Genomic DNA, 17,246 nt, shown 5'->3' with positions numbered 1-17,246 from the left:
GGGCGCCTAGACGGTGTACGCGGTGACAGCGTCGATGACCCTGGCGATCTGCTCGTCCGTGAGGTCGGGCCAAAGTGGCAGGCGCACAACGGTTCCCGAGAATTCGGCGGTGCGCACACAGGGCCGCGGGGTACGGCCCAGTTTGAGTCCGGCCGGGCTGGAATCCAGCGGAACGTAATGAAACGGTGCGGAAATGCCGCGTGCGGCCAGATGTGCGATCAGATCGTCGCGCTGTCGCTCGGTCGGTGTGCGCAAGTAGTACAGATGCGCGGTATGTGTCCGGTCCTCGGGCACCGCCATGAGCCGGACATCGTTGCGGGCTGCCCAGTCCGGCAGCGCGGCGGCGTATGCGTCCCAAACCCGGTGCCGCCCGGTCTGTATCGTCTCGAATTCGTCCAGCTGCGCGTCCAGCACCGCCGCGTTGAGCTCGCTGGGCAGATAGCTGGAGCCGATATCCTGCCAGGAGTACTTGTCCACCGCGCCGCGCAGGAAGCGGGCCCGGTCGGTGCCCTTCTCGCGGATGATCTCGGCGCGTGACATCAGGATCTCGTCGGTGAGCAGCAGCGCACCGCCCTCGCCGCAGTGCACGTTCTTGGTGTCGTGGAAGCTGAGAGTCCCGAGGGTGCCGAGGGTGCCGAGTGGGCGATCGCGCCATCGGCCGCCGAGGCCGTGCGCGTTGTCCTCCACGATGGCGATGCCGTGCGCGTCACCGAGTGCGAGCAACCCGGCCATATCGGCGGCCACCCCGCCGTAGTGGATGACGACAACGGCCTTGGTTCGCTCGGTGATCACCGCGGCGACCGATTCGGGATCCAGGTTGCCCGTTTCCGAGTCGATATCGGCGAAGACGCAGGTTGCGCCGCGCAGTGCCATCGCCGTCGCGGTCGAGGTGAATGCGAAACTCGGCACGATCACCTCATCGTCGGGGCCGAGCTCGAGCAGCAGACCCGCCATCTCCAGTGCGGAGGTGCACGAGGTGGTCAGCAGCGCGTGCGGCGCCTCGGTGATGGCCTTCAGCTTCGCCGTGGCCGAGGCGGTGAACCGCCCGTCGCCGTGACTGTGGTCGGAGGCGAGAACGGCCTCCAGATTGGCCAGTTCCCGGCGGGCCCGGAACGGGCGGCTGAAGATGACGCGATCAGTGCTCAACCCGGTCGTTCCCCCTGCTGGCGGTGGTCGTGGTCATTTCTCGATTCTCGGCCGGGCGCGGTGTCGGCGACCCTACGGTCAGATACAGCGGCTTGCCGACGAGGATATGCAAAGCCACACCGAGGTATTCGGCGATGAGTCCCAGCGAGAACAAGATCGTTCCCGAACATAGCAGCAGCACAACGATCATCGAGGCCCAGCCCTCGGGCGCCCAATTATCGGTGGTGAGCGCCTCGTATATGACGAACGCGGCCATCACGCCACCGGCCAGCGCGAGCGTGACCCCGAGCAGGCTGACCAGCCGCAGGCCCCGGGTACCGCTGCACAGCACCATCTTCCAGAACAGCGAGAACAGGCGGCGGTAGTTGTAGCCGGATTCCTCGCGGCCCTCGGCGCGCAAAGTCACCGGCACCTGCGCGACGGTGCCGACAACCCAGGTCAGCGCGACGTCGAGATAGGCGCCATTGGAGGCGACCTCGGCGAGCTGGCGGCCGATATCGCCGCGGATGAGCCGGTAGCTTTCGAACCGGGTGGAGTCCGGGAAGGCGAAGATCGTCGCGAGCACCACCTTCGCGCCGCGCGAGGTGATGTTGCGCAGGAATCCGTGCGGGCGGGTGTTGGTCGGCTTCGAATAGACCAGATCGGCGCGCTCGGCCAGGGCCGCGTCCAGGAATGCGCCGATGAAGGCGGGATCGTGCTGGCCGTCCTCGTCCATGGTGACGATCCAGTCGCCCTGGGCGGCCGACATTCCGGCGATGGTTGCGGCGTCCTGTCCGAAGTTGCGGCTGAGCCAGACGATGCGGACCTCCGGATAGGTCTGCTCCAATTCCTGCAGCACCACATCGGAGCGGTCGGGCCCATGGTCGTGTACCAGGATGATCTCGTCGACCGTGAACGCGACGCCGCCCGGGGTTTCGGTCGGACCGGTCAGCCGGTGCAGTTCTTCGACCAGGCCACCGATGGTTTCTTCGCCCCGATAGATCGGGACCACGACCGATACCGCGTGCGGCTGGTCGGCTCCCGGTCGAGCGGAGCGTCCGTTGGTCGCCCCCGCGGGCGCGCGGTTGGAATGGGCGGTGGGAATCGGCATCAGCTGGATCAACTTTCGATGACGGTGCGTGCCGGTACTCTCCGCTGGACAGCGGAGCCCGAGCCGCCGTGAACTTTAACACGGTACGCATGCGGCATTCCCGAGCAGATCATCGCACCATCATGGTGGTGTCCGTGGTTCGGTGCCAAGCTCGACCGTGCGCTGTAGGGTTTGGAACTCGTGACGGTTGGTGCAGTGACGGAGGCGAAAGACGCAGGACCCGACGCCCGCGACAGGGACCCCGATTCGCGTCGGGAGGTGTACCGGTGGGGTGGTGTCTGCACACTCGGCGTCATCGCGGGATACCTGGCGGTCCTGCTGGCCAATGCCAGGCACTTCTACACCGACGACACCGAATCCCAGTACACCGGATTGTGGGTGGGATTGGGACACGCGCTACGTGACGGCACCTTCCCGGTGCTGGTGCCCGAGCGCTGGATGTCGGGCAACAACACGATGGATGATGCGGGCCTGTTCAACCCGCCGCAGCTGCTGATCGACCTGATCGCGCCGTCGGTCGACAACATGGCGGTGTACGCGACCGTCGTCAAGCTGATTTTCGCGATCATCGCTGCGCTCGGTGTCTACCGGATCTGCCTGGTGTACGGCGCGCGGCCGGTGTGGTCCGCGGTCGCGGGTGTCGCCTTCCCGCTGTCGGGTTTCTTCCTGTTCTTCGACGAAGCCAGCTGGATGACCGCGCTCACCGGTACCGCGTGGCTGGTCCATGCCTGGGCGTCGTCGGTGCGATACACCCGCGGCCTGGGTGGGCCGATTCCGGTCTTCATCTACCTCTACCTGGCCATCTCCACGCAGTACATCTTCCCGGCTGTAGAGGCGGCGCTGATGCTGCTCGCCGTCGCGGTGGGCGAGCTCGTCTACCAACGAACATGGCAGCCGGTGGCGCGGTTGACCGTCGCCGCGACCGGTGCCGGTCTGGCCGGATTGCTGACCTTTCTGCCGAGCATGCTCTCGGCGAAGGTGACCTGGCGCGGCACCATGGAGATCAATAACGACCAGTTCCTGACGGTGCCGTGGTCGGAATCGCTGAATGCCAGTCTGCCGAGCACGTTGCCTGCGTTCACCTCATGGTGGGGCTATATCCAGCCGATGCCGGTCACCTACATCGCCTGGTTCCTGATTCCGGCGTTGGCCTTCATCGACTGGCGGCGCGCCCGCGAATCCTGGCGCGAACTCAGCGGGGTCGCGCTGTTCGCGATCATCATGCTGATGTGGAGTGCCGGACCGGGTTCGATCGGTCCGCTGCGCTGGCCCGTGCGGGTGCTGCCGATGCTCGCACTCGGCCTGCTCGTGCTGGTCTGCGTGTTGCTCGGGCGCTACGCCACCGTCCGTGATCTGAAGAGTCGCGGCATCGCCGCCGGGCTGCTGGTCGGGCTGCTGTGGGTGCGGTCCTTCTCCGCGGATCCACACAATGTGATCCGGCATGTGCTGGCGGCCGCCGCGATCGGCGCGCTCGCCGCCGGGGTGGTATGGCTCGGACGTAATCGGAGTCTGGCCGCTGCGGGTGTGCTGACCATCGTTGCGATGGTCCCGATCGCGTTCTATCAGGTCAATGCGGCCCAGCCGACACCGATGACATGGCATCTGCCGACCAACAGGTCCGAAGCGAAGGCCGCGTTCCCGGACTTTCCCGGGACCACGATCCAACTCGGCGAGCGTGGGCTGCTGCAGCGCGGTGATATGAGCCTCGACGGCGCCTATGGATCCTTGGTCTTCGGCAACTACGCCAAATCGCTCGAGTTGACCTATGTCAACGGGTACACCCCGACCGGTCACTTCTATTTCGGCGAACTGCTGTGCATGCGCTGGGACAGCAGCGTCTGCCCGGATGCCTACCGGCGGATGTTCGCCCCGGAGCCGACCACCGGGCGTCCCCTTGTCGATCTGATGAAGCTGGACCGGGTGGTATTGCAGCGCGCCCTGTTCCCCGACGCGCGCGGCCAGGCGGCACCGGAGGGCTGGAAGTGGGTCGACTATCCCGGCCATGAGCGCTACATCTCGGTACTGGAACGCGTCGACGGTCCGATCTCGGCGGTGAACGGCCGGGTCGCGGATGCGAAAAATGTGACAGCGACATCGATTTCGGAGACCGATACCACCAGCCGGGTGCGGGTGTCCTCCGCCGGTGGCGGCAAGGTGGTATTCGCGCGCCTCGGCTGGCCGGGCTATCGGGTGACCCTGAACGGTAAGCAGATCCCGATCACCACCGTGGCCAAGTCCTTTGTCGCCGTCGACGTACCCGCTGGCACGCAGAACGCCGAACTGGTGCTGACCTGGCGGCCGCCGGGTTGGAAGATCGGCATCGGCACCACCGCGGTCGGTATTGCGGCCATCGGGGTGCTGCAGTGGCTGTGGGTGCGATCGCGGCGTCGGAACCCGGAGCCGCCAGCGGCGGACCCGAGCCCCGGCGAGCCGGATCGTGAACTGGCGGACGCGGTCTCATAGCGGTCGATCCGCGCAGGCCCGATCGGAGGTGTCCCTCGACCAGTGCGCCCTGTAGGGTCTGGAACTCGTGGTGGAAAGTAGCGCCCCCGCCCGGCGGGACGTGTACAAGTGGGGATTCATAACCGCGCTCGGTGTGATCGCCGGATACGGTGCCGTCCTGCTGGCCAATGCCAGGCACTTCTACACCGATGACAGCGAGTCGCAGTACGGCCCGCTGTGGGTGATGCTCGGCCGGTCTCTGCGCGATGGACGGTTCCCGGTGCTGGTCCCCGAGCACTGGATGGCGGGTAACTACGCCATCGAGGAGGCGGGCCTGCTGAATCCGCCGCAGCTGTTGATCGATCTGATCGCGCCCTCGATCGACAACATCGCGCTCTACACCACCGTGGTCAAGCTGATTTTCGCGGTCATCCTCGGGACCGGTGTGTACCGCGTCTGCCTGGAATATGGGGCGCGGCTGCCGTGGGCCGCCGTTGCGGGCGTGTCGATTCCGTTCACCGGTTGGCTACTGTTCTTCGACGAGGCCAGTTGGTACACCGCCTTCACCGGTACCGCGTGGCTGGTGCACGCCTGGGCATCCGGCGTTCGCTACGCACGGGGGCGGGGCGGGCCGATCCCCACCTTCGTTTTCCTGTACCTGGCCATCTCGGTGCAATACATTTTCCCCGCGGTCGAGGCCGGGCTGATGATCGGCGCGGTGGCCGTGGGTGAGGTTGTCTTCCAACGCAAATGGCAGCCGTCGCTGCGACTGCTCGCGGTCGCGGGGTGCGCCGCGGTGGCAGGATTGGCCACCTACCTGCCGAGCATGCTGTCGGCCAAGGTGACCTGGCGCGGTACGGCTCAGATCAATAACGACCAGTTCCTGACCGTGCCGTGGTCGGAATCGCTCAATGCCAGCTTGCCCAGCTCGCTGCCCGCGTACAACTCCTGGTGGGGTTATGTGCAGCCGATGCCGGTCGTCTATATCGCCTGGTTCCTGATTCCGGCGCTGGCCTTCATCGACTGGCGCAAGGCGCGTGCGTCCTGGCGGGAGTTCAGCGCGATCGCGCTGGTCGCGTTGATGGCGCTGATGTGGACGGCGGGACCGGGCACCATCGGGCCGCTGCGCTGGCCAGCGCGGGTGTTGCCGATGCTGGCGCTGGGATTGTTGGTGTTGGTGTGCGTGCTGCTCGGGCGCTTCGCGACCTTCGACAATTGGCGTGGTCGCGGTATCGCCGCGGGTGTGCTGATCGGGCTGCTGTGGGTGCGGTCGTTCTCGGCGGCGCCGCGCGAGGTCGTCTGGCATGTGGTGGCGGCGGTCGGCATCGCCGTACTCGGCGCGGCTGTCGTATGGCTCGGGATGAAGAAGAGCATGGCCGCGGCCTGCGCGTTGACAATCGTCTCGGTGTTCCCGATCGCCTTCCTACAGGTGTACGCGGCACAGCCGACACCGATGAGCTGGAACCTGCCCGAGCTGCGGTCCGAGATGCGCGCCGCCTTCCCCAAATTTCCTGGCACCACACTGCAATTGGCCGATCGCGGACTCATCCGGCCGGAGGATCGTTCGTTGCGTGGCGCGTACGGATCGCTGGTCTTCGGTAATTACGCCAAGGATCTGGAGAAGACCTACGTCAGCGGTTATACGCCCAACGGGCACTTCTGGTTCGGTGAAATGCTGTGCATGCGCTGGGACACCAGCGTCTGTCCCGACGCTTTCCGGCGGGCCTTCGCGACGGAGCCCACTACCGGTCGAACGATCGTCGACCTGATGAAGGTGGATCGGGTAGTGCTGCAGAAGGCGCTGTACCCCGATGCGCGCAATCAACCCGCACCGCCCGGCTGGCAGTGGGTCGACTACCCGGGCCACGAGCAGTACATCGCGGTGCTCGAGCGAGTGGGTGGGCTGCTGTCCGCGCAGAACGGCAGGGTCTCTGCGGTTTCCGGCGGCACCGCGACATCGGTGTCGGAATCGGAGCTGACCAGCCGAGTCCGCGTGAGTTCGGACCGTGGGGGCCGCGTGGTCTTCGCGCGGCTGGGCTGGCCGGGCTATCAGGTGACGCTGAACGGCCGCGCGATCCCATTCGATGTGGTCGCGAAAACCTTTGTCGCCGTGGATATTCCGGCTGGTACCGAGAACGGCGATCTGGTGCTGACCTGGCGGCCGCCGGGGTGGAAGATCGGCGGCGTCGCGATCCTGCTCGGGCTGCTCGGAATCGGCGCATTGCAATGGATGTTCGTGCGCGGTCGCGAGCGTGACGTGGACGTGGACCGGTCCGAACCGCCGGTGACCGCGACGGTCTCGGAACCCGATCTGGCGGGAGCCGCTCGTTGACAGCTGACCAGCAGGCCGATTTCGCGGCGGATCACGCGGGTGCGACCGGTGCCGAGGATCCGGGTCTGCTGCTGCGGTTGGTGCGTCGGCAGGAGATCGCCTTCGCGATGGTCGGTGCGTTCAATACCGCGCTCGGTATGGGGCTGACGGTGCTGTGGCTATCGGTGCTCGGTAGTAATGTGCCGCCCGCGGTCGCGGTCGTCGCGGCCTATGCCGTCAGCATCGTCATCGCGTTCGTGCTGCACCGCACGCTGGTCTTCCGGGTGCGCGGACATATGCTGCGCGATTTCGTTCGCTTCGTGGCGGTCAATTCCGGGGGGCTGCTGATGAATATCGCACTGCTGTCGCTGGCCGTCTCGGTGCTGCATCTGCCGAGTAGACCGTCCGCGGTGGTGGTGATGGGTCTGGTCGCCGTCGCCAGCTTCTTCGGGCATCGCTACATCTCGTTCCACCGGGCGCCGGTGCCCGAATCGCCATCCGCGGGTTCGGGTGCGGAGCGAACCTAGGCGCCGGGTAAGTTATCGAATATGCCGGAGGAAACCGCCTTGGACGCCACCCTGTTGAGCCTGCTCGCCTGCCCGCAGGACAAGGGTCCGCTGCTGTTGGTCCGCGACGACAAGGGCGCCACCGCCCTCTACAACCCCCGCCTGCGCCGCGCCTATCCGATCGAGAACGGCATTCCTGTGCTGCTGATCGATGAGGCCCGCGATGTCACCGACGCCGAGCACGCCGCGTTCACCAGCCAGCACGCCGACGCCTGAGCAGCTATCCGCTCGATGGCGCACGATAGCGCTAATCATGATGCGGGAGTGTCGATTTCACCGGTGAGATAGCGCTGCAGCGTGGGGGCCACGGCCGCGACCAATTCGGGACTCGGCATCGAGGCCAGCGGTTCTATCTCCAGGATCTTGCGCGCGACCAGCACGCCGATCATCTGTGTTCCCACCAGCGCGACCCGCGCACGACCGTCATCCTCGGGTTTCGCGATCCGCATCCGCACCCGTTCCAGGACGACATCGAGGACAAATGTCCTGGCCAGCGCGGTATCGCCGCCAGCGAGAATGCTGCGCACGGCCGCGACTATCCCGGGACCAGCGGGGGAATCCCATACCGCGACCACCGAGCCGAGAATGGTTTCGCCGAGCCGATCCAGCGGCGCGGCCTCGATCAGGCGCAGCGTGGCCTCCGGGTCGATCGGCAACTCGACCACCGCGGCGAAGAGTTGCTGTTTGGTCCCGAAATAGTGGTGGACCAGCGCGGGATCGACCCCGGCGTCGGCCGCGACGGCACGGATCGAGGTCTTGTCGAAACCGATTTCGGCGAAGCGGGCGCGGGCGGCCGCGAGGATGTCCTCGCGCGCGCCCGACCGACCAGGCCGACGACCGGAGCGAGTGCCCCGGTCACCGTTGGCCGTCGGGTCCGGTGCGATCTCTTCGGCTGTCACGCGGTCCGCCGTCGTAGCGTGGCCGCGCCGAGGCAGAGCGCGACAATCGCGAATCCGGCGACCACCGCCAGGTCACGCAGCATCTCACCGGTGACATCCGGATGGGTCGAAACCTGTTGCAGCGCATCGACCGCATAGCTCAACGGCATCACATTGCTGATCACCTCCAACCAACCGGGCAACTGCCCGCGCGGAACAAGTAAGCCGCACAGGAAGATCTGCGGTGCGACCACCACCGGCATGAACTGCACGGCCTGGAATTCGGTGCGCGCGAAGGCACTTGCCAATAGCCCGAGTGCGACGCCGCAGACCGCATCGATCATGGCGATCACCACCACCCAGGCCGGACTGCCCGCCGAATCCAGCCCGAGCAGCCCGAAAGAGACCAGACAGGCCACCGCCGCCTGCGCCGCCGCGGCCACCGAGAAGGCGGTGCCGTATCCGGCCAGCAGGTCGAGCTTGGACAGCGGGGTGGTCAGCAGCCGCTCCAGGGTGCCCGAGGTGCGTTCGCGCTGCATGGCGATCGCGGTGATCAGGAACATCACGATGAACGGCAGGATGCCGAGCATGCTGATGCCGACACGGTCGAAGATCGGCACCGGGTTGAACGGGTTGGTCGGAGTGTCCTTGTAGATGAAATAGAGCAGCGCCATCAGCACTGCGGGAACCACGAGAATCATGGCGACAGTGCGGTGGTCGTTGCGCAGCTGACGCAGGATGCGTCCGGTTGTCGCGGCATAGGGGCGCAGCGTCGGCGTCCGGTGGCGCGGTACGAGGGTGGTGGTCATGCCGCACGTCCCATCGTGATCAGGGTGAGGAAGGCTTGTTCGAGGTTCTGCTCACCGGTCTCGGTGCGCAGTTCGTCCGGGCTGAGCTCGGCGAGCAGGTCGCCCTCGCGCATCAGCAGCAGTTCGTCGCAGTGTTCGGCCTCGTCCATCACATGGCTGGAGACCAGCAAGGTCGTTCCGTTCGCGGCCAATTCGTGGAATTTCTTCCACAGATCGACACGCAGTACCGGATCCAGTCCGACCGTGGGCTCGTCCAGGATCAGCATCTCCGGCTGTGCGACCAGGGCGCAGGCGAGCGAGGCGCGGGTCTTCTGACCGCCGGAGAGTTCGTCGCCGCGCTGATGGGCGTGATCCAGCAGGCCGACCGCACCGATGGCCTCGTCGGTGTCATCGCGATCGCGGCCGTAGAGCGCGGCGTAGTAGGCGACGTTCTCGCGCACGCTGATATCGGAGTAGATGCTCGGCGCCTGGGTCACATAGCCGATCCGGTGCCGTAGTTCCGCTGAGCCCGCGGGCAATCCGAGCGCGGAGATCTCGCCGGACGCCACGATCTGGGTGCCGACGATGCTGCGCATGAGCGTGGTCTTACCGCATCCCGACGGTCCGAGCAGTCCGGTAATGGAACCGCGCGGGATGGTCAGCGAGATGTTGTGTAGGACTTCGCGGCCGCCGCGGCGCACGGTGAGGTTGCGCACCTCGACGGCGTGGGATGAGTGCAGGTCCGTCATGGGACGCCTCAATTCATCGAGTGTTGAATTCACTGTGTGATGAATTTAGCGCGCTCTGGCTCCTCGGGCAAGACCCGTCAGTGATGATGTGCCGGTGTACCGGCCGACTGACCGGGCTCGACCACGACAAACTGGCCCATCATGCCCTGGTCCTCATGCCAGAGCAGGTGGCAGTGGTACATGTACGGCGAATTCGGATCGGCGGGTCCGTCGAACCGCATGGCGAGCTTCGCGGTGGCATTCGGCGGCAGGAAGATGGTGTCCTTCGGCCCGGTCAGTGCGTCTGGCGGCGGTGCGCCGTTCAGTTCGAGCACGCGGAACTGCACATCGTGAATGTGGAAGTTGTGCGGCATGCCATCGTTGTTGTGCACCACCCAGGTTTCGGCCGTGCCGCGAGTGACCGTCAGATCTATTCGGTCCATTGCCATCGGACTGCCGTTGATACCACTCAGATTCAATTCGAAATCACGTTCGCGCACCGAATCCGAGCCGTCCGGTGTGGACGGATGTGCCAGTGCCGCAGGCAATTCCGGCGATGGCCGCAATGTCGGTGCCGCGCGCAGTTCGAGGATGTCGAAGCTGTCGTCACCGCCCGCGAATCGCTGCGTCCAGAAGTCCAGTCCCGCATCGAGTTTCGTGCTGCGCAGCATCGTCCGCTCGCCGGGGCGCACGCGAACCACGATTTCGGCGCGTTCGCCCGGCGACAATCGCACCCGATCGAGTACGGCCGGACGCTCCAGCAGCCCGCCGTCGGTGCCGACCAGCGAGAAGCGGCGGTCATCGGCGAAGCCGAAGGTGTAGACCCGCGCCGTCGAAGCATTGAGCAGCCGCAATCGCACGAGCTCATCACCGACATTCCGATACGGCGTCAGGGTTCCGTTCACTATGGTCCGGTCGCCGAGGAACCCGATGTCGCGAAATATGCGGTGCGACGAATCGAGCTGATTGCCACGGAATTTCACATCCTGGACGATGACCGGCAGATCGTCGACGCCATAGTTGTTCGGCAGCGAAAGTCCCTCGGACACTTCATCATCGAGGAGAAACAGTCCCGCGAGTCCACGCCGGACGTGCTGTTCGGTCGCGCCGTGCGGATGCGGGTGGTACCAGAGCGTGGCGGCGGGCTGGTCCACGGTCCAATGCGGTGTCCAGGTGCTACCGGCCTGCACCACCTGGTGCGGACCGCCATCCATCGCCGCGGGCAAATGCATCCCGTGCCAGTGCACACTCGACTGTTCCGAAAGATTGTTCCGAACTTCGACTTCCACCTTCTCACCGCGCCGCGCCCGCAGCGTCGGGCCGAGATAATTCCCGTTGAACCCCCACGTCGTGGTCGCCTGCCCGGCACGGAATTCCGTTTGCCCCGAACGCATTTCGAGCTCGAAGACGCGCGTGCCATCGGCTCGCAACCGCGACTGCGCCAGCGGCGGAATCACAAGCTCATTGTCGAATTCGCCACTGCCGACGGTGGATACGGACGCACCGCTGTACACCCACGTGACGCAGCCGCCGACCGAGAGCAGCACCACCGTCGTGACCGTCGCGAGAACCAGGAGAAACCGCCGCAACCGGCGCGGACGGGAAACCGAAGACATGCCGCTGACGTTATGGATCAACGACCCCTGACCACATCCGGGAGCGTCCCCATTTCGCCCCTGATCCGATGTGTGTCCGACGCCCAATAGCGCGGCTGTCACGTCCGGTGGCGGTGCTTTGGTCCGATGGTCCTCACCAACCAGCATCGTCAACCCCTCCGCCCGCTTCACCGAACGGCCGCGCATGCACCAGACCGCGGCGGGCAGGATTTGGCCGACGACACCCCGGGCCGGTTTCTACCTGACCGGACGCGCCGCCGTGTCGTACAAGGAGAGCGTCAGCAGCAGCCCGGTGCCGAGCTACAAGCTCGGCAAGAAGATGACCGTCTCGGTCCAGCTGTCCAAAGGCGGCAAGGCCACGCATCGGCCCGCATGAAGGCACAAAATCTACCGCTCGCCGGGAAACACCATCGGCGGCGGTAGATTGTCTTGCGCCGATGTGTCGGAAGTACATGGGTAGCTCGCCGTGTACGCCCGACTGCGCACTTCACGCAGGACGTGAACGTGGCTCACGCGCACCTCACTTGTATGGCCTGAATATCCGGAGAGGCGGACGAGCCCGATGGTCGACGCAACGTCCACGCAGGATCCGTTTATCGAGCACCGGCGGCTGCTGTTTTCCACCGCCTACCGGATGCTGGGCACCGTCACCGATGCCGAGGACATCCTGCAGGACACCTGGCTGAAGTGGAATGAGACCGATCAGTCGACAGTCCAGCATCCCAAGTCGTATCTGGTGCGCACGGTCACCAACCTGTCATTGAATCGGCTCACCTCCGCCAGAGCCAAACGCGAAACCTACGTCGGCCCTTGGCTTCCCGAGCCCTTGTTGACTTCACCGAATATCGCCGAGGAGACCGAGTTGGCCGACACCGTCTCCACCGCGATGCTGGTTGTCCTGGAGACCTTGAATCCGGTGGAGCGCGCGGTCTTCCTGCTGCGCGAGGTCTTCGGCTACAGCCACGCCGAAATCGCCGACACCCTCGACAAGCCCGAGGCCACCGTCCGACAGATCGCGCACCGGGCTCGCTCACATGTGCAGTCGCGCCGCCCGCGCTTCGATACCGATAAGGCCGAGCGCACCCACATCACCGAGCAGTTCATGGCCGCCTGCGCCGGTGGCGATCTCAACGCCCTGATGAATCTGCTCGCGCCCGATGTCACGTCGTGGTCCGATGGCGGCGGCGTGGTCACCGCGGCCCGGCGGCCGCTGTACGGGCCGGATCATGTGGCGCGCTGGGTCCTCGGCGTACTCGCCAAGCCGTCGGTCGCGGGCCTCGTCCTCGAACCCGCGCATATCAATGGCGAACTCGGTGCGCTGGCACGCATCGACGGAAACCCGGTGGCGGCGTTCACCTACGACATCATCGATGGCCACATCCACAACCTGCGCTTCCAGGTGAACCCGAGCAAGCTCAGGGGGCTTTACATGGGAACCGACGTCATCGGGTGACCACTCGGCGGGCCCGCCCCCGCGTGTTGCTCTACGATCCTGCCGTGACCAGCCAGACCACCGAAACAAACGTGGACGGAGGTCAGGTTCGGGTTTCCACTCTGGAGCTGTTCTTCGATCTCGTCTTCGTCTTCACCATCACCCAGCTCACCCACGTCTTCACCCACCATCCGGGCTGGGAGGCGCTGGCCCAGGTAGTGGTGCTGTTCGGGGTGATCTGGTGGATGTACAGCGGCTACGTCTGGCTCACCAACGAAGTGGCGCCGAGCAATCCGCAGCGCCGCACGCTGCTGCTGATCGGCATGTTCGGCTTCTTCGTGCTCGCGCTGGCGATCCCGGACGCGTTCCACGGCACCGGTCTCGCCTTCGGTCTCGGGTACGTCCTGGTCAACACGGTGCACACCGGGCTGTTCTGGGTCAGTGGCGGTACCTCGGCCAGCCAAGCGATCAAACGCATCGCGCCCCTGAACGCCCTCGCGGCTGGGCTCGTGCTCGCGGGCGGATTCGTCAACGGCTGGTGGCAATACCTGTGCTGGGGCCTGGCATTCGCGGTGCAGATACTGAGCCCGTACCTGGTCGATACCCGTGATTTCGTGGTGCGGGCCAGCCACTTCTGCGAGCGCAACGGGCTGGTGATCATCGTCGCCATCGGTGAATCGGTCGTCGCGATCGGACTTGGTCTGGCGGGGGAGAAGCTCACTGTGCCGCTGACCGCCACCGTCGCGCTCGGACTCTGCCTGGCCTATGTGCTGTGGTGGGCCTATTTCGGCATCGATGACGAGCGCGGTGAGCACGCACTCGCCGCGGTCCCGGCTCGGGAACGCTCACGTCCCGCGGTGCTCGCCTATGGCTACGCGCTCTACCCGCTGCTGATCGGCATCACCGTCACCGCGGCGGGCATCAATATGACCATCGCGCACGGCAATGAACCCGCTTCCATCGCCGCCGCCTCCGCGCTCTCCGGCGGTGTCGCGCTGTACTTTTTCGGCCAATTCTGTTTCCGGCTCGCCCTCGGTCTGCCGCGCCCGTGGTCGCGACTGCTCGCCGCCGCCGCGGTGGCCGCGACCATCCCGATCGGTATCGCGTGGTTCGCCTGGGCACAGCTCGCGGTGCTGGTCGCGGTCGGCTATGCCGCGGTGATCATCGATGATCTCGTCACGCTGCGCTCGGGCCAGCACAGCCGCTACGTCTGACTTTCGGGAACAATGGAGAGTCGTGCGTAATGAGGAACTCGCGGTCGAACCCCCCGCCGCGGCTCGCCGACTGCTCGGCTCGACGCTGTGGTCCGGACCGGTCGGCGTGCGAATCGTCGAGGTAGAGGCATATGGCGGCGATCCGGCCGGACCATGGCCGGATCCGGCATCCCATTCCGGACGCGGGCGGACCAAGCGCAATGCGGTGATGTTCGGGCCCGCCGGAGTGCTGTACGTCTACCTCAGCTACGGCATGCACATGTGCGTGAACGTGACCAGCGGCCCAGATGGCACGGCCAGTGCGGTACTCATCCGGTCCGGCGAGGTGATCGCCGGGGTGGAGGCGGCCAGGTCGCGACGACCCGCGGCCCGTAGCGACGCCGATTTGGCAAGGGGCCCAGGGAATCTCGGCAGCGCGCTCGGAATCACGCTGAGCGACTACGGAACTCCGCTCTTCGACCCGGCGTCGCCGATCCGGTTGGAGCTGAACGGTGCGATCGACCCCGCCGAGATTTCCAATGGACCGCGCGTCGGGGTCAGCAGTGCGGCGGATGTGCCGTGGCGATTCTGGCTCGCTTCACCGGCGGTCTCGGTCTACCGGCGCAGCCCGCGCGCTCCGATCGAAGCGGTATGACGCCAGGTCACAAGAATTTTCGGGGTCGGCGATGAGTTTTCGCCGCGGTGTCCGTCCTATCTGTTGACGCGCTCCACCCGGCGCGACCGACCAGAAGGAAAGACAGATGACCGCCATCGCCCCCGTCGCCCCGATCACCACCACCGCCGTTGCCCAGCGTCCCGGCAAGAAGATGAATGTCGCGCTCTGGACCGTGCAGATCCTGCTCGCGTTGTTCTTCATCATCGTCTCCGCCGCCCCGAAGCTGCTCGGTGCGCATGCGGCGGTCGAATCCTTCGACACGATCGGTTGGGGCCAGTGGTTCCGCTACTTCACCGGCCTCGTCGAACTCGCAGGCGGCATCGGCCTGCTGGTGCCCCGCCTGACCGGCCCCGCGGCCGTCGGCCTGACCATCACCATGGTCTGCGCCGCCCTGACCCAGGTGTTCCTGCTCGGCGCGGCCGCGCTGGCGCCCTTCCCGCTGGTACTCGGCGTGGTGTTCGTCTGGATCGCCTGGCAGCGTCGCGACAGCATCATCGCGGTGCGGGAGCTGCTGGCCCGCTGAACATCTGAACAACGCACACGATCGGCAGACCGCGGTCTGCCGATCGTCGTCGCGTTTACCGAAAATGGTTCGCCGTGCGTGGCGGCTCACGGCGACACTGAGGGGCATGCCGGTCGCCGGGACCGGTGCGGAAAGATAGGGCAGCGTGAGCGAACGAAGTGAGCGAACCATGTGCCAGCGCGCATCGCGCACGCTGAAGCCGAGCGCCAGCGAGGCGGAAACGTGAGCGGCGACATCATCGATGAACTGACCTGGCGCGGACTGATCGCGCAGTCCACCGACCTGGACGCCCTGCGCGCGGCGGTAGCCGCTGGGCCGCTGACCCTCTATGCCGGTTTCGATCCCACCGCGGCCAGCCTGCACGCCGGACATCTGGTGCCGCTGTTGGCGCTGAAGCGGTTCCAGCGCGCGGGCCATCGCCCGATCGTGCTGGCCGGTGGAGCCACCGGCCTCATCGGCGACCCGCGCGACGTTGGCGAGCGCACCATGAATTCGACCGATACCGTCGCGGAATGGGCGGGCCGGATCCGCTCGCAGCTCGAGCGCTTCGTCTCCCTCGACGACTCACCCACCGGCGCGATCATCGCCAACAACATGGATTGGACCGGTCAGCTGTCGACCGTTGACTTCCTGCGCGATATCGGCAAGCACTTCTCGGTCAATGTCATGCTGGCCCGCGACACCATCAAGCGCCGCCTGGACGGCGAGGGCATCTCCTACACCGAATTCAGCTACATGTTGCTGCAGGCCAACGACTACCTGCAGCTGCGCCGCAACTACGGCTGCACATTGCAGGTCGGCGGTTCGGACCAGTGGGGCAACATCATCGCGGGCGTCGAGCTGAACCGGCGCGTCGACGGTGCATCGGTGCACGCGTTGACCGTGCCGCTGGTTACCTCGGCCGACGGCAAGAAGTTCGGCAAGTCGACGGGCGGCGGCAGCCTGTGGCTCGATCCGGAAATGACCAGCCCGTACGCCTGGTACCAGTACTTCGTGAATACCGCCGATGCCGATGTTGTGCGGTACCTGCGCTGGTTCACCTTCCTGTCCCGCGAGGAGGTGGCCGAGCTGGAGCTGGCCACGGCCGAGCGTCCGCACGCGCGGGAGGCCCAGCGCAAGCTGGCCGAGGAAATGACGAATCTGGTGCACGGCGAGGCGAATACCCGTGCCGTGCAGTTGGCGAGTCAGGCCCTATTCGGCCGCGCGGATCTGCGTGAACTCGATGAGCCGACGCTGTCGGCGGCCCTGCGCGAAGCCGCGGTCGACGGCACGGTCGCTGAAGTCGGGGCGGGTGAACCGAGCACGATCGTCGACCTGCTGGTCGCCTCCGGACTGTCGGAGAGCCGTGGCGCCGCCCGTCGGGCGGTGAACGAAGGCGGAGCGTCGGTGAACAATGAGCGGATCTCGGATCTGGAATGGACGCCCGCCGACGCCGACTACCTGCACGGACGGTGGCTGGTGCTGCGCCGCGGCAAGCGGAACTTCGCTGGCGTACTGCGGGCAGGCGCATGAAGATCACGTGGCTCGGGTCACATTCAGGTGGCCTCAGCCCGTTTTTCGGGCTCTCAGACGGCCTCTGACCTGCGAAATGACATGCGTGTAGTGCGGATTTGACTCCGCGTTCCCCGCCGCGTAACTTTGTCCGAGTCAGAGCGACACGGACACCGACCCGGAGCCCAAAGCGCAGCGGAAACGTTGAGCACAGCGGCCTGGGAAACGAGGTAGGACGAGGAGCGCCTGGCGATCAGCATTGCCGGATCGGACGAGCGGACTTGACTCTGCGCGGGCGGTTGGCTAGGCTAGGACAGTTGCCTCAAGAAGACCCCCGGAGAGAATCTGGGGTCACCTTGTGTGCGT

Annotated in this window: 16 protein-coding genes; 10 read left to right on the top strand and 6 right to left on the bottom strand. The window is 65.9% G+C overall.

Annotated features, from left to right (window positions below):
• Window positions 1–6: 6 nt before the first annotated feature.
• Window positions 7–1,146 (bottom strand): dTDP-4-amino-4,6-dideoxygalactose transaminase, encoded by a 1,140-nt coding sequence (gene rffA / locus NA5_RS16320; protein WP_062986678.1) that lies wholly within the window; start codon window positions 1,144–1,146, stop codon window positions 7–9.
• The gene (locus NA5_RS16315; RefSeq protein WP_084484183.1) at window positions 1,136–2,236 is read right to left on the bottom strand and encodes a glycosyltransferase family 2 protein; all 1,101 of its coding nucleotides are present in this window, start codon (window positions 2,234–2,236) and stop codon (window positions 1,136–1,138) included. The genes rffA and NA5_RS16315 overlap by 11 nt, the downstream gene beginning before the upstream one ends.
• Before the next feature lie 258 nt (window positions 2,237–2,494).
• Between NA5_RS16315 and NA5_RS16310 the strand changes: the two genes are divergently transcribed.
• From NA5_RS16310 to NA5_RS16295, 4 genes are all read left to right on the top strand, one after another.
• The gene (locus NA5_RS16310) at window positions 2,495–4,699 is read left to right on the top strand and encodes a hypothetical protein (RefSeq protein WP_062987181.1); all 2,205 of its coding nucleotides are present in this window, start codon (window positions 2,495–2,497) and stop codon (window positions 4,697–4,699) included.
• A 67-nt stretch (window positions 4,700–4,766) separates the two neighbouring features.
• Window positions 4,767–7,010: a hypothetical protein gene (locus NA5_RS16305; RefSeq protein WP_371856429.1), complete on the top strand. Its 2,244-nt coding sequence runs from the start codon at window positions 4,767–4,769 to the stop codon at window positions 7,008–7,010.
• The gene (locus NA5_RS16300) at window positions 7,007–7,516 is read left to right on the top strand and encodes a GtrA family protein (protein WP_062986676.1); all 510 of its coding nucleotides are present in this window, start codon (window positions 7,007–7,009) and stop codon (window positions 7,514–7,516) included. The genes NA5_RS16305 and NA5_RS16300 overlap by 4 nt, the downstream gene beginning before the upstream one ends.
• A 21-nt stretch (window positions 7,517–7,537) precedes the next feature.
• Window positions 7,538–7,771, top strand: a complete 234-nt coding sequence (locus tag NA5_RS16295) for a Trm112 family protein (RefSeq protein WP_040689305.1) — start codon at window positions 7,538–7,540, stop codon at window positions 7,769–7,771.
• 35 nt (window positions 7,772–7,806) lie between these two features.
• Here NA5_RS16295 and NA5_RS16290 read toward each other — a convergent pair whose 3' ends face one another.
• The 4 genes from NA5_RS16290 to NA5_RS16275 form a co-directional block, all read right to left on the bottom strand.
• A complete protein-coding gene (locus tag NA5_RS16290; RefSeq protein ID WP_245672258.1) occupies window positions 7,807–8,454 on the bottom strand; it encodes a TetR/AcrR family transcriptional regulator in 648 nt (215 codons plus the stop codon).
• Window positions 8,451–9,242, bottom strand: coding sequence for an ABC transporter permease (locus tag NA5_RS16285; RefSeq protein ID WP_062986674.1), 792 nt, complete (start codon window positions 9,240–9,242; stop codon window positions 8,451–8,453). Before NA5_RS16285 ends, NA5_RS16290 begins: the two co-directional genes overlap by 4 nt.
• Complete coding sequence (locus tag NA5_RS16280) at window positions 9,239–9,970, bottom strand: ABC transporter ATP-binding protein (protein WP_062986672.1); 732 nt, start codon at window positions 9,968–9,970, stop codon at window positions 9,239–9,241. Before NA5_RS16280 ends, NA5_RS16285 begins: the two co-directional genes overlap by 4 nt.
• A gap of 77 nt (window positions 9,971–10,047) precedes the next feature.
• Window positions 10,048–11,565 (bottom strand): multicopper oxidase family protein, encoded by a 1,518-nt coding sequence (locus NA5_RS16275; protein ID WP_062986670.1) that lies wholly within the window; start codon window positions 11,563–11,565, stop codon window positions 10,048–10,050.
• A 118-nt stretch (window positions 11,566–11,683) separates the two neighbouring features.
• Between NA5_RS16275 and NA5_RS41640 the strand changes: the two genes are divergently transcribed.
• The 6 genes from NA5_RS41640 (at window position 11,684) to tyrS (ending at window position 16,901) form a co-directional block, all read left to right on the top strand.
• Entirely contained in the window at window positions 11,684–11,941 is a 258-nt protein-coding gene (locus NA5_RS41640) for a hypothetical protein (protein ID WP_174555236.1), read from the top strand.
• A gap of 186 nt (window positions 11,942–12,127) precedes the next feature.
• Window positions 12,128–13,018: an RNA polymerase sigma-70 factor gene (locus tag NA5_RS16265; RefSeq protein ID WP_062986666.1), complete on the top strand. Its 891-nt coding sequence runs from the start codon at window positions 12,128–12,130 to the stop codon at window positions 13,016–13,018.
• A gap of 44 nt (window positions 13,019–13,062) precedes the next feature.
• Window positions 13,063–14,211 carry a low temperature requirement protein A gene (locus tag NA5_RS16260; protein ID WP_062987175.1) on the top strand — a complete coding sequence of 383 codons (1,149 nt, stop codon included), beginning with the start codon at window positions 13,063–13,065 and terminating at the stop codon, window positions 14,209–14,211.
• 22 nt (window positions 14,212–14,233) lie between these two features.
• Complete coding sequence (locus NA5_RS16255; protein WP_062986663.1) at window positions 14,234–14,845, top strand: DNA-3-methyladenine glycosylase; 612 nt, start codon at window positions 14,234–14,236, stop codon at window positions 14,843–14,845.
• Window positions 14,846–14,951: 106 nt separating this feature from the next.
• A complete protein-coding gene (locus NA5_RS16250; protein WP_063813427.1) occupies window positions 14,952–15,389 on the top strand; it encodes a DoxX family protein in 438 nt (145 codons plus the stop codon).
• Between the two features lie 222 nt (window positions 15,390–15,611).
• Window positions 15,612–16,901, top strand: coding sequence for a tyrosine--tRNA ligase (gene tyrS, locus NA5_RS16245; protein ID WP_062986661.1), 1,290 nt, complete (start codon window positions 15,612–15,614; stop codon window positions 16,899–16,901).
• The last annotated feature ends 345 nt before the right edge of the window (window positions 16,902–17,246 follow it).

This window comes from Nocardia anaemiae NBRC 100462 (assembly GCF_001612725.1).
GTDB lineage: Bacteria > Actinomycetota > Actinomycetes > Mycobacteriales > Mycobacteriaceae > Nocardia > Nocardia anaemiae.
Note: the sequence above shows the minus strand (reverse complement) of the source record. Positions and strands in the feature narration are given on the sequence as shown.